Genomic DNA, 23,034 nt, shown 5'->3' with positions numbered 1-23,034 from the left:
GGGCTCTTCTTCTCTGCAAAAATACTCATCTCTCGCGCCTCACACCTGCAATACCGAGGAAACCAGAAGCTGCGTATAGGCATGCTGGGGATCGTCCAGCACCTGATCGGTCAGCCCGGTTTCCACGACATGCCCATCCTTCATCACCATGAGCCGGTCGGCCAGCAGCCGCACCACGGCGAGATCATGGGTGACGATCAGCGCGCTCAGCCCCATCTGCCGCACCAGCCCGCGCAGCAGATCCAGCAGCCGCGCCTGAACGCTCACATCCAGCCCGCCGGTGGGTTCGTCCATGAACACCAGCCGCGGATCGGTCACCAGATTGCGGGCGATCTGCAGCCGCTGCTGCATGCCGCCCGAAAAAGCGCTGGGGCGATCGTCCACCCGGGTCTCGGAAATCTCCACCCGGTCGAGCCAGTCGACGGCGCGGGCGCGGATATCGCCGTAATGCCGCGCACCGACCGCCATCAGCCGTTCGCCGATATTGCCGCCGGCACTCACGTTCATCCTGAGCCCGTCGCGGGCGTGCTGATGCACAAAGGCCCAGTCGGTGCGCCCCAGCATCCGCCGCGCCGGCTCCGACATGGTCACCGTATCGACCGGCCCGTCAGCGCGGGTGTCGAAGATCACCTGCCCCCGATCCGGCGCGATGTGCCCCGCCAGACAGTTCAGCAGCGTCGACTTGCCCGAGCCGCTTTCGCCGACGATCCCCATCACCTCGCCGGGATAGAGATCAAAGCTCACATCGGCGCAGCCGATGCGGGCGCCGTACATCTTGGCCACATCACGGACCTGCAACAAGGGCGTCATTCGAGTTCCTCCCCGACCATGGGGTTAGCGCCAAGAGTTTTCGAAAACTCTTGGCAAAATTCTTCGAAGAATTTTGCGTCTCCGCTCATGCCGCCGTCTCCACGCCCAGCCGGCCGACATGACCCGCCTCGCGGCGGCAACGGCAATAATCGGTGTCCGAACAGACGAACATCCGGTTGCCGGCGTCGTCCAGGATCACCTCGTCGAGATAGCTGTCCTCGGCGCCGCAAAGATCGCAGGCATGATCCGCCTTGGTCGCCTCGAAGGGGTAATCCTCGAAATCGAGGCTCACCACCCGGGTATGGGGCGGCACCGCATAGATGCGCTGTTCCCGCCCGGCGCCGAACAGTTGGATCGCCGCCATTTCCAGCTTCGGGTTATCGAACTTCGGGATCGGCGAGGGGTCCATCACATAGCGGTCGGCCACCTTCACCGGATAGGCATAGGCGGTCGCGATCGCCCCGTGCTGGCTGATGTCCTCATAGAGCTTTACATGCATCAGCCCGTATTCTTCCAGGCTGTGCATCTTGCGCGTCTCGGTCTCGCGCGGTTCCAGGAACCTCAGCGGCTCCGGGATCGGCACCTGATAGACCAGGATCTGATCCTCGGTCAGCTCGGCCTCGGGGATGCGGTGGCGGGTCTGGATGACGCTGGCCTTGCCAGTCTCCTCGGTCACCGCGACGCCGGCGGTCTTCTCGAAGAACTTGCGGATCGACACCGCGTTGGTGGTGTCGTCCGAACCCTGGTCGATCACCTTGAAGCAATCCTCGGGCGTCAGCACGGCGGCCGAAACCTGCACGCCGCCGGTGCCCCAGCCATAGGGCATCGGCATCTCGCGCGAGGCGAAGGGCACCTGATACCCTGGCACCGCCAACCCTTTCAGGATCGCGCGGCGGATCATCCGCTTGGTCTGCTCGTCCAGATAGGCGAAGTTGTAAGCTTGATCAGTCATAGAAATCCCCTCTCGACGAGGTCGCGTTCCAGCTCGTCCGCAGTGGTGAAATGATGCGCCGCCATCCCGACGGCGCGGGCGGCCTCGACATTGCGCGGGCTGTCGTCGATGAACAGGCAGTCCTCCGGCGCATAGCCATTGCGCGCGAGGAAGGTGTTGAAAATGCCGTGCTCGGGCTTTGCCACGCGCTCGACGCCGCTGATCACCACATCGCCGAACCGTGGCATGAACCCGTGCATTTCGGCGACCAGTTCAACCGTTCGTTCCGAAGCATTGGTGATCGCGAAAAGCGGCGTGCCGGCGGTGTGCAGCCGTTCCAACAGCGCGATGGTGCCGGCGATCGGCTCGCGATGCGCCGCGGCCAGCCCCTCGGCATAGGCGGCAAAGACATGCCCCTGCTCCGGATGCGCGGCGCGACCGGCGGCGACCCCGTCTTCCCAGCTGCGGCCACGGTCCTGTTCAAGGTTCCAGCCGGCGAAGTCGATCTCCGCCAGCACCCGGGCCATCTCCTCGGGGCTGTCGAACAGATGGCTCAGCGCCGCCTCGGGCTGCCAGCGGATCAGAACGTTGCCCAGATCGAAAACGACCGCCTTCATTCCGCCGCCTCGCGATGCTCTTCCACCCCGACCTCGCGGCGCAGCTTGCGCACCAACTCCATCTCGGACTGGAAATCGACGTAATGCGGCAGCTTGATGTGTTCCAGAAAGCCGCTGGCCTGGATGTTGTCGGAATGGCTCAGGACGAATTCCTCGTCCTGCGCGGCGGCGCCGAGGAAATCCTCGCCCAGCTCGCGCCAGCGCAGCGCCCGGTCGACCAGCGCCATCGAGATCGCCTTGCGTTCGGTCTGGCCGAAGACCAGCCCATAGCCGCGGGTGAACTGCGGCGGCTCGGTCTTCGATCCCTTGAACTGGTTCACCGTCTCGCATTCGGTCAGCTCGACCTCGCCGATCTCGATGGCGAAGCCCAGCTCGGGAATGTCCAGCTCGACCGCCACGGTGCCGATCCTGAGTTCGCCGACAAAGGCGTGGTTGCGGGCATAGCCGCGCTGGGTCGAATAGGCCATGCTCAGCACGAACCCCTCGTCGCCCCGCGTCAGCGATTGCAGCCGGATGTCGCGGCCGGCGGGAAAGGACAGCGGTTGCCGGGTCAGATCGCCCGGCGTCGCATCACTGTCCGGCTCCCGCTGGATGATATCCTCGCCCTGCAGGAATTCGGTGATATGCGGCGTCGCCTCGGTCCGCGGTTCGGCCCGGGGCGCCTCTTCCACCTCACCCTCGGCGGCCAGTTTGAAATCCAGCAGACGGTGAGTGTAATCGAAGGTCGGCCCCAGCACCTGGCCGCCCGGGGCATCCTTGAAGGTCGCCGAAATCCGCCGGTCGCAAGCCATCTTGCCGGTCTCGACCGGGCGGGTGGCGCCAAAGCGCGGCAGGGTGGTGCGATAGGCCCGGATCAGGAAGATCGCCTCGATCAGATCGCCGCGCGCCTGCTTGATCGCCAGCGCCGCCAGATCGGGATCGTAGAGCGAGCCTTCAGCCATCACCCGGTTCACCGCCAGGCTGAGCTGTTCGCGGATCTGGGCCACCGACAGTTCGGCGACCGAAGTGTCGCCGCGCCGTTCTTCCGCCAGCCAGGCGTGGGCATTCTCGATGGCGCGTTCGCCGCCCTTGACTGCAACATACATCGTTCAGCCCTCCGCCACTTGGGTGCTGCGCGGCAGCGCCGCCACACGGCCGCCGCAGGTAAAGAAGAAATCGAGCCCCAGGGGATAGAGCATCGCATTGCCCTGAAAGGCCGCGAGGTCAGGCAGTGACAGATGCGCGACCTCCTTGATCCCCGGGCCGCGCAGGGCGGCGCCCGCAGGGTCCAGCGCCGCCATCTCGACGATCAGCGTGGCGGAGCGGTCGGGATATTCCCCCTCGCCGATCCGGAAGCGGTCGATCGGCTGCAGATCATCCCAGGCGCCCACCGCGAAATCGGCCTCGGGGGCGGCAACCACCGGCGCGCCGGTGTGGAAGGCCAGCCAGCCGCGCACCTCTGCGGTATCGCAGGGACCGGCGAGGTAGACCCCCGTTTCCGGATCGCAGAGCGTCAGCAGCAGCGTGCCGGCCGCAGCCGACAGCGGCGCCGGCGGCACCGCGGTATCAAGCGCGCGAATCTCGCCTGGTTTCGCCATCACATTCATCGCCGCGCGAAAGGCGCGGGCGGCCTCGATCGCCGGATCGGCAAAACCGCCGCCAAAGGCGGTCTGTGCGGGTGCAGCCATCAATCCTCTCCCCGGACCATCGTGAAGAAATCCACCTTGGTGGCGGCCGATTTGGCGGCGCGGTCGCGCTTGGCCTCGGCCATCCCCTCGGCCAGCGGGTCAAGCACGGCGGCACGCAGCCCACCCGCCGCCGGCGTCTGCATCAGCGCGTCGATCAGCGCCGCGACCTCGGCCTTGGCCTTGTCGCGCCCCTGCACATAGGCATGTCCCACCGTGCCGTCCGCCAGCGCCAGTGAACAGCGGGTCACCGTCATCTCGCCCAGGTTGAACGGCGCGCCGGTCCCGCCCATGCGACCACGCACCATCACCGCGCCGACCTCGGGCCGCCGCAGCCAATCGAAGACGGGCCGCTGCCCATGGGCCTGCCACAGCTCTTTCAGCCGCGCCTCCGGCGCCTTGGACAGAAGCCCCATCCAGCCGCGCCGCGCTTCGGTCGCAGCCCCGTTTTTTTCATCATTCGCCATGAAAGCCTCTTGGCCCGGTTGTCTATCTGAACTATACAACTATACAAATATTAGACGTCGCCGCGCCAAGGCGCAATTCCTTCCATCATGAAGATTTGGTGACATGGCTCGCACCCCCCTGTGGAAATCCATCGCCCTCGCCCTGACCGCCGATATCGCCGAGGCGCGCTATCAGACCGGCGATCAGCTCCCGACCGAGGCGCAGCTTGCGGCGAAATTCGGCGTCAACCGCCACACCGTGCGCCGGGCCTTGGCCGAGATGGCCGACCAAGGGCTGGTGCACGCCCGTCGTGGCGCCGGCGTCTTCGTCGCCGCCCGCCCCACCGACTACCCGATCGGAAGGCGTGTGCGCTTTCACCAAAGCGTCGCCGCCAGCGGCCAGACGCCTACCAAGAGGTTGCTCGCGCTCGACACCCGCGCCGCCGATGCGCGCGAGGCCGAGGCGCTGGGGCTGCCCGCGGGCGCCCCGGTGCTGGTCTATGATGGGCTGTCTCTGGCCGATGGTGCCCCGATCGCCCTGTTTCGCAGCACCTTCCCGGCCGGGCGCTTCCCCGAGCTGCGCGCGGCGCTCAGCGAGACCCGCTCGGTCACCCAGGCGCTCGGGCGCTGCGGGCTGGCCGATTACACCCGTGCCACCACCAGGATCACCGCCAAGCTCGCCAATGCCACCCAGGCGCTGCACCTCAGGATCGCCGAGGGCGCGCCGATCCTGCGCACCGTCGGCATCAATATCGACGCCGAGGGCGCGCCGGTGGAATATGGCCGCACCTGGTTCGCCGGCGACCGGGTGACCCTGACGGTCGACGGGGTCTGAGACCGCCTCAGCCCTCGTATCTCTCCAGGAAAGCCTCGGCGCTGAGCCGGCGGAAATCCTCCAGCGTTTCGCGCAGCCGGTCGTGATCCCAATCCCACCAGGCCAGCGCGATCAGCCGCTCGGCGATCTCCGGCGGCTGGCGACGGCGCAGCGGCTGCGCCGGGATCCCGGTCACGATGGTATAGGGCTCCACGTCCTTGGTCACCACAGCGCCGGAGGCGATGACAGCGCCATGGCCAATGGTCACCTCGGGCTTGATCTGGGCGCCATGGCCGATCCAGGTGTCATGGCCGATATGGGCCACCCGCGCCGCGCGGGCGGCGAACCAGTCGGCGTCATGCTCGGCATCGGGCCAGTAATCGGCCGAGCGATACATGAAATGATGCAGGCTCGCCCGGTCCAGCGGGTGATCGGTGGCACCGATCCGCACGGCACTGGCGATATTGGCGAATTTGCCCACCTGCGCATTGGCGATATCGCAATCACGGTCGCAATAGGAATAATCCCCGATCGCCGAATTCGACACCCGCGTGCGGGCGCCGATCTCGACGAAACGGCCCAGATCGCTGTTGGAAATCACGCAATCCTCGTTCACCAGGGGTCCCCTGGCGCTCAGCTTCGGCCCAACCATGGCCTGTCCCTTCTTTTCTGTCCAAATGTTCCCGCCCGAGGCGGAACCGGGCGGCTCAGTGGCCGCCCTCGTCTCCTGCGATCAGCTTGCGCCGCACCCAGCCCGAAAACCAGTCCATCGCCATGACCATCAGCACGATCAGCACGATGTAATAGCTGACCTCCTCCCAGTCCTTCTGGGTGATGATTGCCTGGGTCAGCAGCAGACCGATCCCGCCGCCGGTGATGGCGCCGATGATGGTGGCGCTGCGGGTGTTCGATTCGAGGAAATAGAGAAGCTGGCTCAGCAGCACCGGGGTGATCTGCGGGATCACCCCGAAGCGATAGCGCTGCGCCGGCTTGGCCCCGGTCGAGGTGACCCCCTCGATCTGCTTCTCGTCGACATTCTCCAGCGTTTCCGAGAAGATCTTGCCGAAAGTGCCGCTGTCGGTCACCAGAATGGCAAGCGCACCGGTCAGCGGCCCTGGTCCGAAGGCGCGGGCCAAGACGATGGTCCAGATCAGCCCGTCGACTCCGCGCACGAAATCGAACAGCCGCCGCATCGCGAAGCGTACCCCGCGCAGCGGGGTGAAATTCCGCGCCGCCAGAAAGGCCAGCGGCAGCGCCACCACGGCAGCGCCGAAGGTGCCGAGAAAGGCCATCAGGATGGTCTCGAACAGTGCCCAGGCGACCTCGCTGTGGTGCCACATGTTATTATGCCAGAAGTCGTTCCAGATCGCCCCGGCCTGGCCATGCAGCGCACGGTTCAGCAGCGTCAGCGGCCCCATGCCGTAATAGGGGCTGTCGAGGGTGAACCAGAACAGCTCCCAGCCGGTGGAATAGCGGAACACCTCGGCCTTGGTGCGGGTGACGTTCAGCCGGCCCGCGTCGGTGGTCACCGCCAGGCGGCTTTTCGACGAGCTGATCCAGGCGGGCACCGGCCCGGCGGGCAGCGTGGTCTCCACCCCGCCGGCGCGGCTGGTGACCACATGGATGGTGCCATAGCCCGGCACGTCATATTCGACCACATTGCCAGGCAGGAAGCGCACCTCGTTTCCATGCCCCAGTTCGATCACCGAGGTGCCCCCGGGTTCCCCCAGCGCCACCCAGTCGGGCGACATGCCGGCGGGATAGGTGCCCTTGCGCTCTCCCTCGATGGCGATGGTGACGGCGCCATCGCGGCTATCGCGGGTCACATGGGTCTTGTAGCTGTAGCTGTCGGCGACCAGCGTCTTGGCGTGGTCCAGACTGGCGCGACCATAGAGCCCCGGCACGTCGAAGGCGAAGAAGACATAGATCAGATAGGCCAGCACCAGCGCCGGTAGGCCGAAGTTCAGCAGACGCTTGCGCTGGAACAGCCGGTCGGCCTGCGCCTTCAGCGCCGCGGTGCCATGGGCGCCGCCCAGATCGGTGGAAAAGGTGCTCATGCCCGGGCTCCATGGGTCAGCCGGTCGCGGAAGGATCCGGAAAGCTGGTCGACCAGCACGATGGTCAGGAACAGCAGGATGAAGATCGCGGCCGCCTCGTCATATCGCCCCTGCCCCCAGGACATGGCGTTGCGCAGGTCGTAGCCGATGCCGCCGGCGCCGACGAAGCCGAGGATGGCCGAGGCGCGGATATTGATCTCGAAGCGCAGCAGCGCATAGCTGACATAGTTCGGCCCGACCTGCGGGATCACCCCCAGGATCATCCGCTGCGCCCAGTTGGCGCCGACCGACTGCAACCCCTCGACCGGCTTCAGCGAGGCGTTCTCGTTCACCTCTGAAAACATCTTGCCAAGCGCGCCGACGGTATGCAGCGCGATGGCGATCATCGCCGGCACCGGCCCGCCGCCAAGGATGAAGATCAAGACCAGCGCGATCACGATCTCGGGGATGGCGCGCAGGATGTCCATCAACCGGCGAAACACCGGGATCAGCACCGGCCAGCGCGCCAAGCCGCGGGTCGACAGCAGCGACAGGAAAAGCCCGCCGATCGCCCCCAGCAGGGTCGAGGCGGCGGCGATGTTCAGCGTCTCGACCAGCGAGGGGAAGAAATGCACCAGATTGGCCGGCAGGCGAGAGGCCTTCTCGATCGCCTCGCTCAGCACCTCGGCCGGATAGTCGAAGACATGGGTGAACCCGTCGCGAAAACTGCCGGCATTGCGCATATCGGCGGTACGGAAGCCCGCCGCCATCAGCGCCACGAAAAGCGCCAGCAACATGCCGCCATAGACCCGCTTGCGCCGCGTCAGCGCGGCATAGGAATGCCGGATGTCATCAAGTCGGGCAGCGTCTGCGGAGGTCTCGGCCATGAAGGTCTTCCTTTCGGGCGAACGGGGCCCGGCCAAGGCCGGACCCCGTCGGATCGCGTCAAACAGATCAGTTGGATTGCAGCTTGCGCGCTTCGATGATGCTCAGATAGGCGTCATGGGTGATCGGATCGAAGCTCTTGGCCTCGCCCGAGGCGACGCCGTAGAAGCATTCCTTGTCCTTCTGGTCCAGCGTGTCCATCAGCGCGGTCATCTTCGCCTTGACCTCGGCCGGCAGCGCCTTGCGCAGCACCAGCGGGCCTTCCGGGATCGGCTTGGACTTCCAGATTTCGACCAGTTCGTTCATGTCGACCAGACCGGCATCGACCGCCTTGCGCAGCGCGCCCGAGTTATAGCCGTCTTCCCAGGCGCCCAGGCCGTCGGCCCAGGTCACGCCGGCGTCGATATCGCCGTTATAGACCGCAACGATGGTCTGCTCGTGGCCACCGGTGAACTTCACCTCGCCGAAGTACTTGCCGGACTCCATGGTGATGTCTTTGCTGATCTGCGGGATCTCGATCGAGGGGATCAGATAGCCCGAGGTCGAGTTCGGATCACCGAAACCGAAGGATTTGCCTTTCAGATCGGTGATCGAGGTGATGCCGCTGTCCTTGCGGGCGAAACCGATCGAGTAATAGCCGAAGCTGCCATCGGTGTTGACCTTGACCAGAACCGGCTCGACCGCCTCAGGGTCCGACAGATAGGTCTTGGCATAGCCCGAGGCGCCGAGGATCGCCATGTCGATGGTGCCGCCCAGCAGGCCCTGGATCACGCCGTTATAGTCGGCGGGCGCGAACAGCTTGGCCGGAACGCCGAGGGTTTCCTCGGTGTACTTGCGCAGGCATTCGTTGCTGTTCATGCGGTCCTGGGCGTTTTCGCCGCCGAGGATACCGATGCGGAATTCGGTGATGCTGTCTTGGGCCAGGACCGGGGCGGCCAGGGCGGTGGAGGCCACGAGGGCGGCAAGCAGGGTCTTCATTGTCAGTCTCTCCTGGGTTTCATCCGCCCCCGCACCCACGCGCCGGGGCATGAAGGGCTAGTGGATCAGAGCAGCGCCTCGCTCCGCATCATCTGCGGGGCATGCGCCATGGCATCGAGGGTTTCGATTGCGGTCGAGGTGGCGGCCTCGGAGAATTCCGCGCCGGCACCGTAGATTTCGCGCGCCACACCGGAGGTGAGCTGTTCCGGCAGACCGTCAAAGACGATGCGACCGTCGCGCATGCCGACCACCCGGTCGCAATAGCGCCGCGCGGTGTCCAGCGTGTGCAGGTTGGCGATGACGGTGCGGCCGTCTTCCTCATGGATGCGGCGCAGCGCCTCCATCACCGTCTGGGCATTCATCGGATCAAGCGAGGCGATCGGTTCGTCGGCCAGGATGATCTTGGGATCCTGCATCAGGGCGCGGGCGATGGCGACGCGCTGCTGCTGGCCACCCGACAGCGCCTCGGCCCGCTTGGGGGCGTGCTCGGCGATGCCGAGACGGTCGAGAATGTCGATGGCGCGATGGATGTCCTCCATCGGGAAGAGGTTGAACATCGTGGCAAAGGTCGAGCGGCGGTTCAACGTGCCGTGCAGCACGTTCGACACCACGTCCATCCGCGGCACCAGATTGAACTGCTGGAAGATCATCGCGCATTCGGATTGCCAGGCCCGCTTGGCCTTGCCGGTCAGCCGGGTGACGTCGCGCCCCTCGAAGACGATGCGCCCCTCGGTCGCGTCGGCCAGACGGTTGATCATCCTGAGCAAGGTCGACTTTCCGGCCCCCGACCGACCGATGATCCCGATCATCATCGGCTTGTCGATATCCAGATTGGCCGTCTCCACAGCCGTATTCGCGCCGAAGCGCTTAGTCAGTTTCTCGATGCGCAGCACAAGCGACCCCTATCCGTGTCCGCGCCGTGCTACTCCCGCTGTCCAAACGAGATGTGTCAGGGGAATGAAACTTTTGTAACGCGCCCGGCGCCGGGCCGGCGGCGATTTTCCCTAGGCGCGGCGGTCTCCCGCGCCTATATGCGGGGCAGACAATCCGGAGACACTGCCATGTCCTTTGACCGCACCATCAAGATCGCGCCCTCGATCCTCTCGGCCGATTTCGCCAACTTCGGCCAGGAAATCCAGGCGATCGAGGCGCAGGGCGCCGATTGGGTCCATGTCGACGTGATGGACGGGCACTTCGTGCCGAACCTCACCTTCGGCCCGGCCATGTGCAAGGCGATCCGGCCGCATATCAAGACGGTGATGGATGTGCATCTGATGATCGCGCCGGTCGATCCCTATATCGAGGCCTTCGCCGAGGCCGGCGCCGATGTGATCACCGCCCATATCGAGGCCGGCCCGCATATCCACCGCACCCTGCAGGCGATCCGCGCCAATGGCGCCAAGGCCGGGGTAGCGCTGAACCCTGGTACCCCGGCCTCGGCGGTGGAATATCTGCTGGATATGGTCGATCTGATCTGCGTGATGACGGTGAACCCCGGCTTCGGCGGGCAGAAGTTCATCCACTCGCAAGTGGAGAAGGTCAAGGAACTGAGCCGGATGATCGGATCGCGCCCGATCCATATCGAGATCGACGGCGGCATCGACCCGACCACCGCACCGCTGATGGCCGACGCCGGCGCCGATGTGCTGGTGGCGGGCTCTGCGGTGTTCAAGGGCGGCTCGGTCAGCGCGCCGGAAGTCTACGGCCAGAACATCCGCGCCATCCGCGAGGCGGCGAGCGGCGTTTACGCCTGAGCCGGCAAGAGGGGGCTCTGCCCCCGCCGCGCTGCGCGCGCCTCCCCCGGGATATTTGCAGCTAGAAAAAGGCAGTGGTCGTCATGACCACGCGGGGGCGCGTTTTTCCAGGAAAGCGGCGATGCCCTCGGCGGCGTCGGCACTGCCGGTGGCCCGGCCCATGGCATCGCGTTCGATATCGAGCTGCTCGGCTTCGGTGCTGTCATAGGCGCGCGCGACCATGGCGCGGATGATGCCCTGGGTGCTGCGCGGGCCCTTCGCCAGCACGTCGGCCAGCTCCATCGCGCCGGCCTCGGCACCGCCCTTGGGGGTGACCAGGTTGATCGCCCCCAGCGCCGCCATGCGGTCGGCGGTGACCGGGCGGCCCAGCAGGCAGATCTCCATCGCCAGGGGACGCGGCAGGATGCGCGCCAATGCGGCGGTCAGCCCGCCGTCGGGCACCAGCCCGGCCTTGACATAGGCGGCGGTGAACTTGGCATCCTCGGCCGCCACGATCATGTCGCAGGCCAGCGCGATGGAAAGGCCGGCACCCGCCGCGCCGCCTTCGATGGCGGCGATCACCGGCACCGGGCAGGCGCGAATCGCGCGGATGCGGGCGTGCAGCCGGTCGATCTGGGCGCGGCGTTCATCCTCGGCCATGCTCTGACGGGTGATCAGCACATTGAGATCGCCGCCGGCGCAGAAGAAGTCGCCCTCGGAACTCAGGATCACCGCCTTGATGCGCGGGGCGATGGCGCGCTCCGCCGCCTCGGTGATCGCCTCGAGGAACTCCGGCGTCAGCGCGCCGCGGCGGGCGGCGTTGCCGTTGACGACGACCAGCCGGTCGCCCCGATCATCGATACGTGTCATGGTCATCCTTTCCCGCTCATGCGCGGATACAGCGGAACACGCCCGAGGCGGTGGCCAGCAGGGTGCCGTCCTGGTCCAGAAGCTGGGCGCTGGCGAAGACCACCTTGCGGCCACCGCCGGTGACATGGCCGACCGCCGTGACCCGACGACCGCCGCGCGCCGGCGCGACGTAATTGGTATTGAGCGACACCGTCGCCACATTCGGCAATACCGGCCCGTCGCTGGCGCGGGAGACGGCGAAGCCGCTGGCGGCATCCAGCATCATCGCGACGATGCCGCCGTGCAGGCTGCCGTGGCGGTTCAGATGCCGATCGTCGATATCGAGGATGACCCGACCGGCGCCATCGGCGCCGGTCAGATCGAGGTGATAGCCGATCAGCGCCTGCGCCCCGCTGCCGTTCCGCTCCACCTCTTCGGCGGAGACGGGGGCGACGGGCGCGCGGTCAGGCTGCGGCGCTGAGGGCAATGAACCGCTCCAGATGATAATCGGTATCGCCGAAGCGATGGTCGGTCATCACGATGCGTTTGGCGATATGGGCCAGTTCATATTCCTGGGTCATGGCGATACCGCCATGCATCTGGATCGCCTCTTCGGCGACCAGACGGCCGGCACGGCCGATCAGGTTGCGCGTCGCCGCGATCTGGCGATCGCGTTCGCTCACCGGGTCGGCCAGGTGGCCGGCGGCATTGATCACCGCCGAACGGGCCTGTTCCAGTTCGATCAGCAGGTCGGAGAACCGATGCTGCAGCGCCTGGAACGTGCCGATCGGCCGGCCGAACTGCTGACGGGTCATCAGATAGCCGCGGGTCAGCTCGGTCGCGGTGACCATGGCGCCGAGCGCCTCGGCGGCAAGCGCCACATTGGCGGCGGCGACCGCATCGGAGATGGCGGCATAGCCCGCCCCCGCCGCGCCCAGACGGGCGGAGGCCGGCAGGCGCACCTCGTCCAGCGTCACCTCGGCGGCACGACCGCCGGCGAAGAGCGGATAGCCACGCAGGGTAACCCCCGAGGTGCCGGCCGGCACCAGGAAGAGGGAAATCCCCGCCTCGTCATCCACCGCGCCGCTTTCGCGGGCAGAGACGATCAGGTAACCGGCGGCTTCGGCATTGGCGACCACGGCCTTGCGGCCGGTCAGCAGGATGTCGTTGCCATCGGTCTTGGCGGTGGTGGCGACGCGGTTCAGGTCATAGCGGCTGGTCGGCTCGCCATGGGCGAAGGCCAGATGCAGGGCGCCGCCGATCACCTCTTCGATCAGCGCCTTCTGGCTGCCGTCGCCAAGCGCCGAGAGCAGCCGGCCACCAAGGACGGCGGTTTCCAGCATCGGTTCGACCACGCCGGCGCGGCCGAGTTCCTCGAACACCGTGGTGATGTCGAAACCGGCGCCGCCGAAGCCGCCTTCCTCTTCGGTGAAAAGCGCCCCGATCACGCCCAGTTCGGCGAGACCGGCCCAGATATCCGCGCTCATCCCCTCATCCGAGTCGAGGATCTTGTTGCGGGCGGCGGTGGTGTATTTGTCGGACAGATAACGGCGCAGGGTGTCCTGCAGCATCTGCCGTTCTTCGGTCAGGTTGAAATCCATTATCCTCAGCCTCCCATCTTCACTTTGGCGATGATGCCGCGCTGGATCTCGTTCGAGCCGCCGAAGATCGACAGTTTGCGGTTGTTGAAATAGTCCGCCGCTGTCGGCCCGGCATAGTCGGGACCGACCGGATCGTTGTTGCCTGCCAGAACCTCCGACGGGAAGGGCAGCGCATAGGGGCCCACGGCGCGGCGGGTCAGATCGTTGATCTCCTGCCGGATGATGGTGCCCTTGACCTTGAGCATCGAGCTTTCCACCCCCGGCGCCTGACCGGCGGCGGCCTGGGAGATGATCCGCAGGTTGGTGGTGGACATCGCCATCAGGTCGATTTCGACCTTGGCGATGCGGGCGGCGAAATGCGGATCCTCGATCAGCGGGCGGCCGCCCGACATCTCGACCTTGGCGATCCGCTTCAGCGCGTCGAGCCCGGCGCGCGAGAAACCGACGCCGGCGATATTGGTGCGCTCATGCGTCAGCAGGTACTTGGCGTAGGTCCAGCCCTTGTTCTCTTCACCGACCAGGTTCTCGGCAGGCACCTTGACGTTGTCGAAGAAGACCTCGTTCACCTCGGGCGTGCCGTCGAGCAGGATGATCGGGCGCACCTCGATGCCCGGCGTGTCCATGTCGATCAGCAGGAAGGAGATGCCCTCTTGCTGTTTCACGTCCGGGTTGGTGCGCACCAGGCAGAAGATCATGTTGGCGTGCTGGCCCAGCGTGGTCCAGGTCTTCTGGCCGTTGACGATGTAATGATCCCCCTCGCGCACCGCGCGGGTCTTGAGGCTGGCCAGATCCGAGCCGGCGCCCGGTTCGGAATAGCCCTGGCACCACCAGTCGTCACCATTCAGGATGCGCGGCAGGTAATAATCCTTCTGCGCCTGATTGCCGAATTTCATCAGCACCGGGGCCAGCATCGACAGGCCGAAGGGCACGATGCGCGGGGCATTCGCCTGCGCGGCCTCTTCTTCGAAGATATGGCGCTGCACCGCGTTCCATTCGGCGCCGCCGTATTCCTTCGGCCAGTTCGCCGCCAGCCAGCCGCGCCCGTTCAGAATCGCGTGCCACTGTTCGATATCGGCCTTGCCGAGTTCGGCGCCGGAGCGGACCTTGTCGGACAGATCCTTGGGAAGCTCGTCGCGCAGGAAGGCGCGAACCTCTTCCCGAAAGGCCTGCTCCTCGGGGGAGTAGCTCAGATCCATTTAGAAGAACCTCCTTAGTAAATCTCGAACAGGCCGGCTGCACCCATGCCGCCGCCGATGCACATGGTGACGACGCCCAGCTTGGCACCGCGCCGCTTGCCTTCGCGCAGGATATGGCCAATCTGGCGTGCCCCGGTCATGCCGAAGGGATGGCCGATGGCGATGGAGCCGCCGTTGACGTTGCATTTCTCGTCGTCGATACCGAGACGATCGCGGCAATAGAGCGCCTGGGAGGCGAAGGCCTCGTTCAGCTCCCAAATGTCGATGTCGTCGACGGTGAGCCCGTGACGTTCCAGCAGACGCGGCACGGCGAAGACCGGGCCGATGCCCATCTCGTCGGGCTCGCAACCGGCGACGGCAAAGCCCTTGAAGGCGCCCATCGGCTCAAGCCCGCGCTTCTCGGCCTCCTTGGCCTCCATCAGCACCACGGCGGCGGCGCCGTCGGACAGCTGGCTGGCGTTGCCGGCGGTGATGAAATGGCCCGCGCCCCGCACCGGTTCCAGCCCGGCCAGGCCTTCCAGCGTGGTGGTCGGACGGTTGCATTCGTCGCGGTCGACGGTGACCTCCTTGAAGGACACCTCGCCGGTCTCCTTGTCCTTGACCGCCATCATCGCCTGCATCGGCACGATCTCGTCATCGAAGTATCCGGCCTGCTGCGCGGCGGCGATCCGCTGCTGGCTGCGCAGACCGTAAGCGTCCTGCGCCTCGCGGCTGATGCCATAGCGGGCGGCGACGATATCGGCGGTCTCGATCATCGTCATATAGATCGCGGGCTTGTGCTCCTTGATCCAGGCCTCATGCGCCGGGCGGGCATGCGGCTGCACCATCGAGATGCTTTCCACCCCGCCGGCGACCATCGGGCCGGTATCGCCGGCGACGATGGCATTGGCGGCAAGCGCGACCGTCTGCAGCCCGGAGGAGCAGAAGCGGTTCACCGTCATCCCCGAAACCGTCACCGGCAGGCCGGCGCGGATGGCGATCTGGCGGGCGATATTGCTGCCGGTCTCGGCCTCGGGCGTGCCGCAGCCCATGATGCAATCCTCGATCTCCGACCCGTCAAGGCCGGCACGGGCGACGGCGGCCTGAACCGCATGGCCGCCCATGGTGGCGCCGTGGGTCGCGTTGAACGACCCACGGAAGGATTTGGCCAGCCCGGTGCGGGCCGCCGATACGATCACTGCTTGTTTCATCGGGACTTCTCCTCCTCAGTCCGATATGTCCGTCTTCGCTCTTCAGTCCTTGTTCAGGTCGTCGAAATTGCGACCCTCGGTGACGAGCTGCTCCAGAAGCGGCGCGGGCGCCCAGAAGTAAGGATCGTCCTCGGCCCAGGATTTGATGTCGTCCAGCAGCGCCGGCAGGCCCTGCATGTCGGCCCATTTCAGCGGGCCGCCGCGATAGCGCGGGAAGCCGTAGCCATAGAGCAGCGTCACATCGACATCGAGCGGCCGTTTCGCGATCCCCTCGCCCACCACCTTGGCGGCCTCGTTCACCATCGCGGCCATATAGCGGCGGATGATCTCCTCATCGGTGAAGGCGCGGGCGGTGATGCCCTGGGCGGCGCGGTCGGCCTCGATCAGCGGCATGACCTCGGGGTTCGGCACCCGGGATTTCGGCCCGGCCGAATAGTCGTAATAGCCCATGCCGGTCTTCTGGCCGAAATGCCCGTCTTCACACAGCTTGTCGGCATAGGTGAAATCGCGCGCCCGGGGGTCGACGCCCTCGGCCCGCTTGCGCTTGCGCACGGCCCAGCCGATATCGAGCCCGGCAAGGTCGGCCACCGCATAGGGGCCCATGGCGAAACCGAAATCCTCCAGCGCCTTGTCGATCTGATAGGGCGAGGCGCCGTCGAGGATCATGTAATCGGCGCAGGTGCGATAGGTGCTCAGGATCCGGTTGCCGATGAAGCCGTCGCAGACGCCGGCGCGCACCGAAACCTTGCCCATCTTGCCGCCCAGCGCGAAGCCGGTGGCGACCACATCCGGCGCGGTCTTGTCGGCGACCACGATCTCAAGCAGCTTCATCACATGCGCGGGCGAGAAGAAATGCAGCCCGATCACATCCGCCGGACGCGAGGTGACGGCGGCGATTTCGTTCACATTGAGATAGGAGGTGTTCGAGGCCAGCACCGCGCCCGGCTTGCAGATGGCGTCGAGCTTGGTGAAGACCTCCTTCTTCACGCTCATCTCTTCGAAGACCGCCTCGATCACCAGATCGGCGTCTTTCAGCGCCTCGTAATCGATGGCGAGCGTCAGCGCCTTTTCGGTCAGCTCCTCGAATTTCTCAGGGGAAATCTTGCCGCGTTTCAGCGCGCCCTGCAGGTTGCCGGCGATGCGGCCCTTGGCCGCCTCGGCAGCCTTGGGGCTCATCTCGATCAGGGTCACCTTCAGGCCCGACAGCAGCGCCGAGGTGGCGATGCCCGCGCCCATGGTGCCGCCACCGATCACGCCGATGGCGTTCAGCGGACGCGGCGCGACGCCTTCCAGCTCGGGCAGCTTGCCCACGGCGCGTTCGGCGAAGAAGGCGTGGATCAGCCCCTGGCGCTGATCGGTGTTCATCAGCTGGCCAAACAGCTCGCGCTCGCGCTTCATGCCCTCGGCAAAGGGCAGCTCGCAGCAGGCCTGGATGCCACGAACGGCGACCGCCGGGGCCAGCAGACCGCGGCCCTTCTTCAGGACGGCATCATAGAGCGCGTCGAAATCGACCGGCGCGGGGGCCGGCATCTCGCTAACCGGGCGACGCGGGGCATTGGCGTCGATCAGCTCCTGGGCATAGGCCAGACCGATCTCGCGCGGCTCGCCATCCGCGATCTTGTCGAGAATGCCCAGCTCCAGCGCCTCCTTGGCGCCGACCTGGCGGCCCGAGGTGATCACGTCGAGCGATTTGTCGATACCGATCAGACGCGGCAGGCGCTGGGTGCCGCCGGCGCCCGGCATGACGCCGATCAGAACCTCGGGCAGGCCCATGCGCGCCTTCGGCACGGCGATCCGGTAATGCGAGGCCAGCGCGATTTCCAGCCCGCCGCCCAGCGCGGTGCCGTGCAGGGCGGAAACGACGATCAGCGGCGAGGCTTCGATGCGGGTGCAGACGTCCGGCAGGAAAGGGCCGACCGGCGGCTTGCCGAATTCGCGGATGTCGGCACCGGCGAAGAAGGTGCGGCCTTCGCCATAGATCAGCACCGCCTTGGCGCCTTCCTTCTCGGCGCGCTCGATGCCCTCCACCAGGCCCTGGCGCACCGCCAGCCCCAGCGCGTTCACCGGCGGGTTGTTCGCCGCCAGAACCGCAATATCCCCAATTTTCTCATATACGATGGCTTCGGTCATCCGGCCTACCCCTCTGTCTGTCCGGTCAGGCCCTGGCTTGGACCTTGTACCGGTAAAGCTCCCAGTCTATCGGGGTTCTAATGGCCAGAACGGGTCAGGCGCAAACCTGCAAAGCGCAACATTGCGTCATTTCGGCTGCGTCTCCGGCGGTCTCCTCCCACGCGGCAATCGCGCCCGGCCAATATCCCCCTCAAGATTTCGCTGTGCGGAATGAAATTCCGCCAGGCTGGCGCACGATAGGCGCAAGCCGCAAGGAAGATCAAGAGCCAAGCCTCAGGACGCAAGATTATTACGGCAGAGCGGTAAAACCGGCGGAAACCGCGCGAAAGAAAGCCGCGACGCGGCACAGGCTTGCCGCGCCGACGCCGACGCGCTGCATAGGAAACAGGCGTCAGGGGCGTGGAATCACCCCGGCCTCGACCCAGGCATCGAAGAGCGCGAGGGTACGGGCGCAGAATTCGGCATCGTTGATATGGGCCGCCATCGGCTCAAGCCGGGCATTGGGTGGACAGGCCAACTCCATCGCCTCGCAAAAGGCGGCGAGCCCTTCGGCATCATGCAGATCGGCGCCGGGACGGTCCCATTCGTTGCAGCCCCCCTTGGGCAGCAGGATGACGACCGGGGCGGTGGCCGCCGCCAACTTGTCGCAGATCGCCCGCGCCACCCGGCGCCGCTCCTCCGCCGTCAGCACCGCCGAGGTCAGCAACCGATTATGGGCATGGGTGGGCCGGCCCGCCAACGCCGGGGGCGTGGCTTGCCAGCCGACGAAATCGACCAGATCATAGCAGCCCGGCGCGACGATCTGCGGGATGCCGGCGCGGCCGGCATTGGTCATCCGATCCTCGCCCGCGCTCAAGCCGCCGAAAAGGTGGTTCGAAACCTCCTGCGGGGCGAAATCCAGCACAGCGGCAAAGGCGCCCTCGGCCGCCAGCGATTCGAAGGCCCGCCCGCCCATGCCGGTGGCGTGGAACACCGCGACCTCGTAGCCGCGCCTCTCCAGCTCCGGTTTCAGCGTCACCATATAGCGCAACACCGTCTTGCCGAAGGAGGTCATGCCGATCAGCGGCCGGTCCCGCGTCGGTCTCTCCACCGCCCGCGCCGCTCCCAGCACCGCGCCGGCGGCCTGGCTGAGCGAGGCCTTGCAGACCGAGTTCAGCCCATAGAGCCCGCCGGCCCAGAGGATCATCTGCACATCCGCCGGGATCCGTTCGGGCGGCATCAGGGGCGAGAAGGAAACGGTCGAGACGATGTATTTCGGCACCCCCAAAGGCAGCGCGGCGCACAGATCCAGCGCCAGATCGGTGCCCATGGTGCCACCCAGCACGATCACCCCGTCGATCCGGCCATCGTCATAGAGCCGGCGCGCCAGGGCGGCGGCACCGCGCGCCATGATCTGCATGGCGATATTCTCGTCGCCGCTGTCGATCGCCATCCGAATGGAACTGCCGCCCGCCTCGGCCACCTGATGTTTGGTCAGATCGGTGGGTTGCGACGGATCGCCCAGCACCGAGACGTCCATGGTCAGCACCCCGCCGCCCTGCGCCCGGATGCGGGCGCAGAGGTAATTCAGTTCCTCCTCCTTGGTGTCGAAGGTGCCGGTGACGAGGATGGTCTTGTCGGTCATGGCGCGGTCCTCGGTCACAGCTGGATCCAGGCGGTTTTCAGATCGACGTATTTGTCGAGCGCATGCAGCGATTTGTCATGGCCGTTGCCGGACTGTTTGACGCCTCCGAGCGGCACCGTCATGTCGGCGCCGCCATAGGTGTTCACATGGACGACGCCGGCCCGGATGCCCGCCACCATCCGATGCGCCCGGCTGAGGTTGCCGGTCCAGACCGCCGCCGCCAGCCCGAAGTCGGTGGCATTGGCCAGCGCCAGCGCCTCGGCCTCGGTGTCGAAGGGGGTGACGGCCAGCACCGGCCCGAAGACCTCCCTCTGGAACAGCGTCGCCTCCGGCGTCACCCCGGTGACGATGGTGGGCGCCATATAGGTGCCGCCGGTTTCCTCAAGAATGCGGGCGCCGCCGGTCACGATCTGGCCGCCCTCGGCCATGGCCGTCTCCATGAACGACAGGTTGCGGGCCAGTTGGTCTTCGGAATTCACCGCGCCGACATGGGTGTTCAGATCGAGCGGATCGCCGACCCTGAGCGCCTCGGCCTCCGCCTGGAGAAGCGCCACGAACTCATCATGCACCGACCGTTCCACCAACAGACGCGAACCCGCCACGCAGACCTGGCCGGAGTTGCGGAAGATGCCGCTGGCCGAAACCTTCGCCGCCCGTTGCAGATCGGGGGCGTCGGCAAAGACGATATTGGGGGATTTGCCGCCAAGCTCCAGATAGACCCGCTTGAGGTTCGAGGCGGCAGAGGCCTGCAAGAGCCGCCGTCCGGTGGTGCCGGAGCCGGTGAAGGCCAGCACATCGACATCCATCGCATGGGCCAACGCCGAACCGGTCTCAACCCCGGTGCCGGTGACCACGTTCAGCACCCCGTCGGGCAAACCGCAGTCGGAACAGATCTCGGCCAGCCGCAGCAGGGTGAGCGAGGCGGTCTCGGCCGGTTTCAGCACCACCGAATTGCCCATGGCAAGCGCGGGGGCCAGTTTCCAGGCACCGATCATCAGCGGGAAGTTCCAGGGCACGATGGCGCCCACCACCCCCACCGGCATCCGGTGCACCAGCCCCAGCACGTCGGGCGCGGTCGGCGCGATCTCTCCGCCCACCTTGTCGAGCGCCTCGGCGTAATAGCGGAAGGTGCCCGCGGCGCTGCCCGGCTCGGCCTTGTAGGCCATGTTGAATTCGGTGCCGTTGTCGCGGATGCCGAGCACCGCCAGTTCCAGCGCCTCCGCCTCGATCCGGTCGGCGATGGCATGCAGCACGGTCTTGCGCGCGGCGGGCGCCAGACGCGACCAGCGACCATCCTCGAAGGCGCGGCGCGCCGAGGCGACAGCGCGGTCGACATCCGCAGCGCTCGCCCCTTCAAGGGTGGTCAGAACAGACCCGTCAATCGGCGAAACCACTCCAACCGGCGCGCCCGAACCAGCTTGCCACGTTCCGTCAAGAAAGAGCTTCTGCGGCGCAACAGCATGGCGCCGAAGCTTGTCGATCTGCGTTTGAATTGCCATTCGGCCTCCTTCACCTCGCGGCGCTCCAGCCAGATCCGGCGGACATGCATCACGAGGACTGCGACGATGATGAGAAACAGGATGAACGACACCGGACGGTCGATCATATCGAGCGGGGATTTCACCCGCGCCATGCCGGCGCGCAGCTTGACCTCCATGATGCCGCCCAGGACCATGCCCAGGATGATCGGCACGCTGGGCAGCGACAGCCGCTTGAGCACATAGCCCACCAGCCCGAAGACCGCCGCCAGCACGCAGTCGGTGGCGGAGTTGCGCAGCGAATAGACGCCGACGAAGCTGAGCGCGAGGATGCAGACCCCGAGGAACCGGTTGGGGATCTTGACGACCTGGATCAGCGACCTGGTGGCGAACAGAAGGAAGATCAGCACCAGCACATTGAGGATCAGAAGCGCCATATAGAGCGCCACGACGAAATCCATGTCGTTCTGGAACAGCGCCGGCCCCGGCACCACGTTGTGCACGTAAAAGACGCTGAGCATCATCGCCGTCAGCGCCTCGCCGGGGATGCCGAGCGCCAGCAGCGGCACCATGGCCGCCGCCGGCACCGCGTTGTTCGAGGTTTCCGCCGCGATCAGCCCCTCGGACGACCCGCGCCCGAAGTCCTGCGGCCGCTTCGAGGTGCGCTGCGCATAGGTATAGGACATGAATTGCGCGGTGAATTCGCCGACGCCAGGGATCATCCCCATCAGCACGCCGAAGCTGGCCGAAACGGTGGCGACGCGCGGATGCCGCGCCAATTCGCGCAGCCCCTGGAACAGCCCGCCGCCCCTGAGCTTGGTGGTGCGGATCTTCTCGTCCTCGGTGGTCAGCAGAACGAAGGCCTGGCTCAGCGCGAAGAGTCCCAGAACCACCACGATCAGATTGATGCCACTCTGCAGGAAGGGCTGATCGAAGGTGTAGCGCTGCGAATATTTCACCGGCTCCATGCCGATGGTCTGCAGGAAGATGCCGAAACAGGCCAGGGCGCCGGCGATCAGCGACTGGCCCCGGTGCGCCACGACGACCAGAACGATGCCCAGAAGCGCGGCCAGAAAGATCTCGCGGCTGCCGAACATCGGCGCCACCTTGGCCAGCACCGGGGCGAAGAGGATGAGGCAGAGCACCGAGAAGATGCCGCCGAAGAACGACGACGAATAGGCCAGGCTCAGCGCCCGCTTCGGCTCCCCCCGCGAGGTCATGGGATAGCCGTCGTAGGTGGTCAGCGCATTGACCGCAGTGCCCGGCGTATTGATCAGGATGGCGGGGATCGAGCCGCCGTACATCGAGCTGCCGTAGATGCCCAGAAGCACCGTCAGCCCGACGATCGGATCCATCGAGAAGGTGGCGGGCAGCAGGATGGCGATCGCCACCGCGGGACCGACGCCCGGGATGGCGCCGATCAGCACGCCGCCGACCGAGCCGACCAGCAGCGCCAGAGCCACGTCCCAGCGCATCAGGATGTCGAGTGCGGAAAGAAAGATGTCCATCAGAGATACAGGATGAAGAAGCCGCGCAGCGCGCCGGGAAGGTATTCGTAGATCATGCCGCCGGGGATCTTGACCGAAAGGAAGGTCTTGAACAGCACCACCACCGCCACCGCGAAGACCACGCTGGACCACAGGATCAACCGGCTGCGATAGCCCATGCGCCAGGTCAGCGCCGGCATGAAGATCAGCGTCGCCAGCAGATAGCCGATCACCGGCACCAGCAGCACATAGGCCATGAACCAGACGGCGTATTCCAGCACCTCGGCCCAGCGTCTCAACTCGACCCGGTCGCTGGAGGTGAACCGCTTCCACGGCAGGTGATACAGGTGCAGCCCGCCCAGAACCGCCATGCCGCCCAGCCCCACCGCCGGCCAGAACCTGGGCTGGGCGAAGAATTTGGTCTTGGCCGCCCAGACCGTCTGGTGACCGATCTGCGACAGCAGCAGGATCGACAGCGCCACGAAGACCAGCGCAAAGACCAACTGCCCCCGGCGCGGCGCGGCGAAACGGCGTTCGCGTTCAGTTGTCATGCGGATTGCCCCCG

General features: G+C 66.2%; 23 protein-coding genes. 2 read left to right on the top strand and 21 right to left on the bottom strand.

Annotated elements, in window-relative coordinates; translation table 11 throughout:
- Positions 1-39: 39 nt before the first annotated feature.
- From phnK to phnG, 6 genes are all read right to left on the bottom strand, one after another.
- Positions 40-810, bottom strand: coding sequence for a phosphonate C-P lyase system protein PhnK (gene phnK, locus ACN0V4_RS09445; protein WP_417675365.1), 771 nt, complete (start codon positions 808-810; stop codon positions 40-42).
- A gap of 85 nt (positions 811-895) precedes the next feature.
- A complete protein-coding gene (locus ACN0V4_RS09440) occupies positions 896-1,762 on the bottom strand; it encodes an alpha-D-ribose 1-methylphosphonate 5-phosphate C-P-lyase PhnJ (RefSeq protein ID WP_417675363.1) in 867 nt (288 codons plus the stop codon).
- Complete coding sequence (locus tag ACN0V4_RS09435; protein WP_417675361.1) at positions 1,759-2,358, bottom strand: HAD family hydrolase; 600 nt, start codon at positions 2,356-2,358, stop codon at positions 1,759-1,761. Before ACN0V4_RS09435 ends, ACN0V4_RS09440 begins: the two co-directional genes overlap by 4 nt.
- The gene (locus ACN0V4_RS09430; RefSeq protein ID WP_417675359.1) at positions 2,355-3,443 is read right to left on the bottom strand and encodes a carbon-phosphorus lyase complex subunit PhnI; all 1,089 of its coding nucleotides are present in this window, start codon (positions 3,441-3,443) and stop codon (positions 2,355-2,357) included. Before ACN0V4_RS09430 ends, ACN0V4_RS09435 begins: the two co-directional genes overlap by 4 nt.
- A 3-nt stretch (positions 3,444-3,446) precedes the next feature.
- Positions 3,447-4,025 carry a phosphonate C-P lyase system protein PhnH gene (gene phnH / locus ACN0V4_RS09425; protein WP_417675357.1) on the bottom strand — a complete coding sequence of 193 codons (579 nt, stop codon included), beginning with the start codon at positions 4,023-4,025 and terminating at the stop codon, positions 3,447-3,449.
- Positions 4,025-4,489, bottom strand: coding sequence for a phosphonate C-P lyase system protein PhnG (phnG, locus tag ACN0V4_RS09420; protein WP_417675355.1), 465 nt, complete (start codon positions 4,487-4,489; stop codon positions 4,025-4,027). Before phnG ends, phnH begins: the two co-directional genes overlap by 1 nt.
- Positions 4,490-4,592: 103 nt before the next feature.
- Here phnG and phnF point away from each other — a divergent pair, with 103 nt between their 5' ends.
- The gene (phnF, locus tag ACN0V4_RS09415; RefSeq protein WP_417675353.1) at positions 4,593-5,303 is read left to right on the top strand and encodes a phosphonate metabolism transcriptional regulator PhnF; all 711 of its coding nucleotides are present in this window, start codon (positions 4,593-4,595) and stop codon (positions 5,301-5,303) included.
- A 7-nt stretch (positions 5,304-5,310) separates the two neighbouring features.
- On the opposite strand, the gene ACN0V4_RS09410 is transcribed toward phnF, so the two are convergent.
- The 5 genes from ACN0V4_RS09410 to phnC form a co-directional block, all read right to left on the bottom strand.
- Positions 5,311-5,934 carry a chloramphenicol acetyltransferase gene (locus tag ACN0V4_RS09410; RefSeq protein ID WP_417675351.1) on the bottom strand — a complete coding sequence of 208 codons (624 nt, stop codon included), beginning with the start codon at positions 5,932-5,934 and terminating at the stop codon, positions 5,311-5,313.
- Between the two features lie 55 nt (positions 5,935-5,989).
- Positions 5,990-7,339 (bottom strand): phosphonate ABC transporter, permease protein PhnE, encoded by a 1,350-nt coding sequence (gene phnE / locus ACN0V4_RS09405; RefSeq protein ID WP_417675349.1) that lies wholly within the window; start codon positions 7,337-7,339, stop codon positions 5,990-5,992.
- Positions 7,336-8,205, bottom strand: a complete 870-nt coding sequence (gene phnE / locus ACN0V4_RS09400) for a phosphonate ABC transporter, permease protein PhnE (RefSeq protein WP_417675347.1) — start codon at positions 8,203-8,205, stop codon at positions 7,336-7,338. The genes phnE (ACN0V4_RS09405) and phnE (ACN0V4_RS09400) overlap by 4 nt, the downstream gene beginning before the upstream one ends.
- Positions 8,206-8,272: 67 nt before the next feature.
- Positions 8,273-9,181 carry a phosphonate ABC transporter substrate-binding protein gene (phnD, locus tag ACN0V4_RS09395; RefSeq protein WP_417675345.1) on the bottom strand — a complete coding sequence of 303 codons (909 nt, stop codon included), beginning with the start codon at positions 9,179-9,181 and terminating at the stop codon, positions 8,273-8,275.
- Positions 9,182-9,246: 65 nt separating this feature from the next.
- The gene (gene phnC / locus ACN0V4_RS09390; protein ID WP_417675343.1) at positions 9,247-10,074 is read right to left on the bottom strand and encodes a phosphonate ABC transporter ATP-binding protein; all 828 of its coding nucleotides are present in this window, start codon (positions 10,072-10,074) and stop codon (positions 9,247-9,249) included.
- Between the two features lie 168 nt (positions 10,075-10,242).
- On the opposite strand from phnC, the gene rpe reads away from it, so the two are divergent.
- The gene (gene rpe, locus ACN0V4_RS09385) at positions 10,243-10,935 is read left to right on the top strand and encodes a ribulose-phosphate 3-epimerase (RefSeq protein ID WP_417675341.1); all 693 of its coding nucleotides are present in this window, start codon (positions 10,243-10,245) and stop codon (positions 10,933-10,935) included.
- Positions 10,936-11,016: 81 nt separating this feature from the next.
- On the opposite strand, the gene ACN0V4_RS09380 is transcribed toward rpe, so the two are convergent.
- From ACN0V4_RS09380 to ACN0V4_RS09335, 10 genes are all read right to left on the bottom strand, one after another.
- Positions 11,017-11,790 (bottom strand): oxepin-CoA hydrolase, alternative type, encoded by a 774-nt coding sequence (locus ACN0V4_RS09380; protein ID WP_417675339.1) that lies wholly within the window; start codon positions 11,788-11,790, stop codon positions 11,017-11,019.
- Positions 11,791-11,800: 10 nt separating this feature from the next.
- Positions 11,801-12,250, bottom strand: coding sequence for a PaaI family thioesterase (locus ACN0V4_RS09375; protein ID WP_417675337.1), 450 nt, complete (start codon positions 12,248-12,250; stop codon positions 11,801-11,803).
- Positions 12,228-13,364, bottom strand: a complete 1,137-nt coding sequence (locus ACN0V4_RS09370; protein WP_417675335.1) for an acyl-CoA dehydrogenase family protein — start codon at positions 13,362-13,364, stop codon at positions 12,228-12,230. Before ACN0V4_RS09370 ends, ACN0V4_RS09375 begins: the two co-directional genes overlap by 23 nt.
- Before the next feature lie 5 nt (positions 13,365-13,369).
- Positions 13,370-14,560, bottom strand: a complete 1,191-nt coding sequence (locus tag ACN0V4_RS09365; protein ID WP_417675333.1) for an acyl-CoA dehydrogenase family protein — start codon at positions 14,558-14,560, stop codon at positions 13,370-13,372.
- A 14-nt stretch (positions 14,561-14,574) separates the two neighbouring features.
- Positions 14,575-15,750, bottom strand: a complete 1,176-nt coding sequence (locus tag ACN0V4_RS09360; protein ID WP_417675331.1) for an acetyl-CoA C-acyltransferase — start codon at positions 15,748-15,750, stop codon at positions 14,575-14,577.
- A gap of 42 nt (positions 15,751-15,792) precedes the next feature.
- A complete protein-coding gene (locus ACN0V4_RS09355) occupies positions 15,793-17,880 on the bottom strand; it encodes an FAD-dependent oxidoreductase (RefSeq protein WP_417675329.1) in 2,088 nt (695 codons plus the stop codon).
- A gap of 391 nt (positions 17,881-18,271) precedes the next feature.
- Positions 18,272-19,504: a Tm-1-like ATP-binding domain-containing protein gene (locus ACN0V4_RS09350; RefSeq protein ID WP_417675327.1), complete on the bottom strand. Its 1,233-nt coding sequence runs from the start codon at positions 19,502-19,504 to the stop codon at positions 18,272-18,274.
- 14 nt (positions 19,505-19,518) lie between these two features.
- Positions 19,519-20,898, bottom strand: a complete 1,380-nt coding sequence (locus ACN0V4_RS09345) for an aldehyde dehydrogenase family protein (protein ID WP_417675325.1) — start codon at positions 20,896-20,898, stop codon at positions 19,519-19,521.
- Positions 20,868-22,490 (bottom strand): tripartite tricarboxylate transporter permease, encoded by a 1,623-nt coding sequence (locus ACN0V4_RS09340; protein WP_417675323.1) that lies wholly within the window; start codon positions 22,488-22,490, stop codon positions 20,868-20,870. The genes ACN0V4_RS09345 and ACN0V4_RS09340 overlap by 31 nt, the downstream gene beginning before the upstream one ends.
- Positions 22,490-23,020, bottom strand: coding sequence for a tripartite tricarboxylate transporter TctB family protein (locus ACN0V4_RS09335; protein ID WP_417675321.1), 531 nt, complete (start codon positions 23,018-23,020; stop codon positions 22,490-22,492). The genes ACN0V4_RS09340 and ACN0V4_RS09335 overlap by 1 nt, the downstream gene beginning before the upstream one ends.
- Between the last annotated feature and the right edge of the window lie 14 nt (positions 23,021-23,034).

This window comes from Pseudodonghicola sp., from assembly GCF_048268305.1.
In the GTDB taxonomy this organism is placed as follows: domain Bacteria; phylum Pseudomonadota; class Alphaproteobacteria; order Rhodobacterales; family Rhodobacteraceae; genus Pseudodonghicola.
Note: the sequence above shows the minus strand (reverse complement) of the source record. Positions and strands in the feature narration are given on the sequence as shown.

Excerpts from the sequence above, each read along its gene's own strand:
- phnK (WP_417675365.1), bottom strand. The coding sequence starts at position 810 with ATGACGCCCTTGTTGCAGGTCCGTGATGTGGCCAAGATGTACGGCGCC.
- ACN0V4_RS09440 (WP_417675363.1), bottom strand. The coding sequence starts at position 1,762 with ATGACTGATCAAGCTTACAACTTCGCCTATCTGGACGAGCAGACCAAG.
- ACN0V4_RS09435 (WP_417675361.1), bottom strand. The coding sequence starts at position 2,358 with ATGAAGGCGGTCGTTTTCGATCTGGGCAACGTTCTGATCCGCTGGCAG.
- ACN0V4_RS09430 (WP_417675359.1), bottom strand. The coding sequence starts at position 3,443 with ATGTATGTTGCAGTCAAGGGCGGCGAACGCGCCATCGAGAATGCCCAC.
- phnH (WP_417675357.1), bottom strand. The coding sequence starts at position 4,025 with ATGGCTGCACCCGCACAGACCGCCTTTGGCGGCGGTTTTGCCGATCCG.
- phnG (WP_417675355.1), bottom strand. The coding sequence starts at position 4,489 with ATGGCGAATGATGAAAAAAACGGGGCTGCGACCGAAGCGCGGCGCGGC.
- phnF (WP_417675353.1), top strand. The coding sequence starts at position 4,593 with ATGGCTCGCACCCCCCTGTGGAAATCCATCGCCCTCGCCCTGACCGCC.
- ACN0V4_RS09410 (WP_417675351.1), bottom strand. The coding sequence starts at position 5,934 with ATGGTTGGGCCGAAGCTGAGCGCCAGGGGACCCCTGGTGAACGAGGAT.
- phnE (WP_417675349.1), bottom strand. The coding sequence starts at position 7,339 with ATGAGCACCTTTTCCACCGATCTGGGCGGCGCCCATGGCACCGCGGCG.
- phnE (WP_417675347.1), bottom strand. The coding sequence starts at position 8,205 with ATGGCCGAGACCTCCGCAGACGCTGCCCGACTTGATGACATCCGGCAT.
- phnD (WP_417675345.1), bottom strand. The coding sequence starts at position 9,181 with ATGAAGACCCTGCTTGCCGCCCTCGTGGCCTCCACCGCCCTGGCCGCC.
- rpe (WP_417675341.1), top strand. The coding sequence starts at position 10,243 with ATGTCCTTTGACCGCACCATCAAGATCGCGCCCTCGATCCTCTCGGCC.
- ACN0V4_RS09380 (WP_417675339.1), bottom strand. The coding sequence starts at position 11,790 with ATGACCATGACACGTATCGATGATCGGGGCGACCGGCTGGTCGTCGTC.
- ACN0V4_RS09370 (WP_417675335.1), bottom strand. The coding sequence starts at position 13,364 with ATGGATTTCAACCTGACCGAAGAACGGCAGATGCTGCAGGACACCCTG.
- ACN0V4_RS09365 (WP_417675333.1), bottom strand. The coding sequence starts at position 14,560 with ATGGATCTGAGCTACTCCCCCGAGGAGCAGGCCTTTCGGGAAGAGGTT.
- ACN0V4_RS09360 (WP_417675331.1), bottom strand. The coding sequence starts at position 15,750 with ATGAAACAAGCAGTGATCGTATCGGCGGCCCGCACCGGGCTGGCCAAA.
- ACN0V4_RS09355 (WP_417675329.1), bottom strand. The coding sequence starts at position 17,880 with ATGACCGAAGCCATCGTATATGAGAAAATTGGGGATATTGCGGTTCTG.
- ACN0V4_RS09350 (WP_417675327.1), bottom strand. The coding sequence starts at position 19,504 with ATGACCGACAAGACCATCCTCGTCACCGGCACCTTCGACACCAAGGAG.
- ACN0V4_RS09340 (WP_417675323.1), bottom strand. The coding sequence starts at position 22,490 with ATGGACATCTTTCTTTCCGCACTCGACATCCTGATGCGCTGGGACGTG.
- ACN0V4_RS09335 (WP_417675321.1), bottom strand. The coding sequence starts at position 23,020 with ATGACAACTGAACGCGAACGCCGTTTCGCCGCGCCGCGCCGGGGGCAG.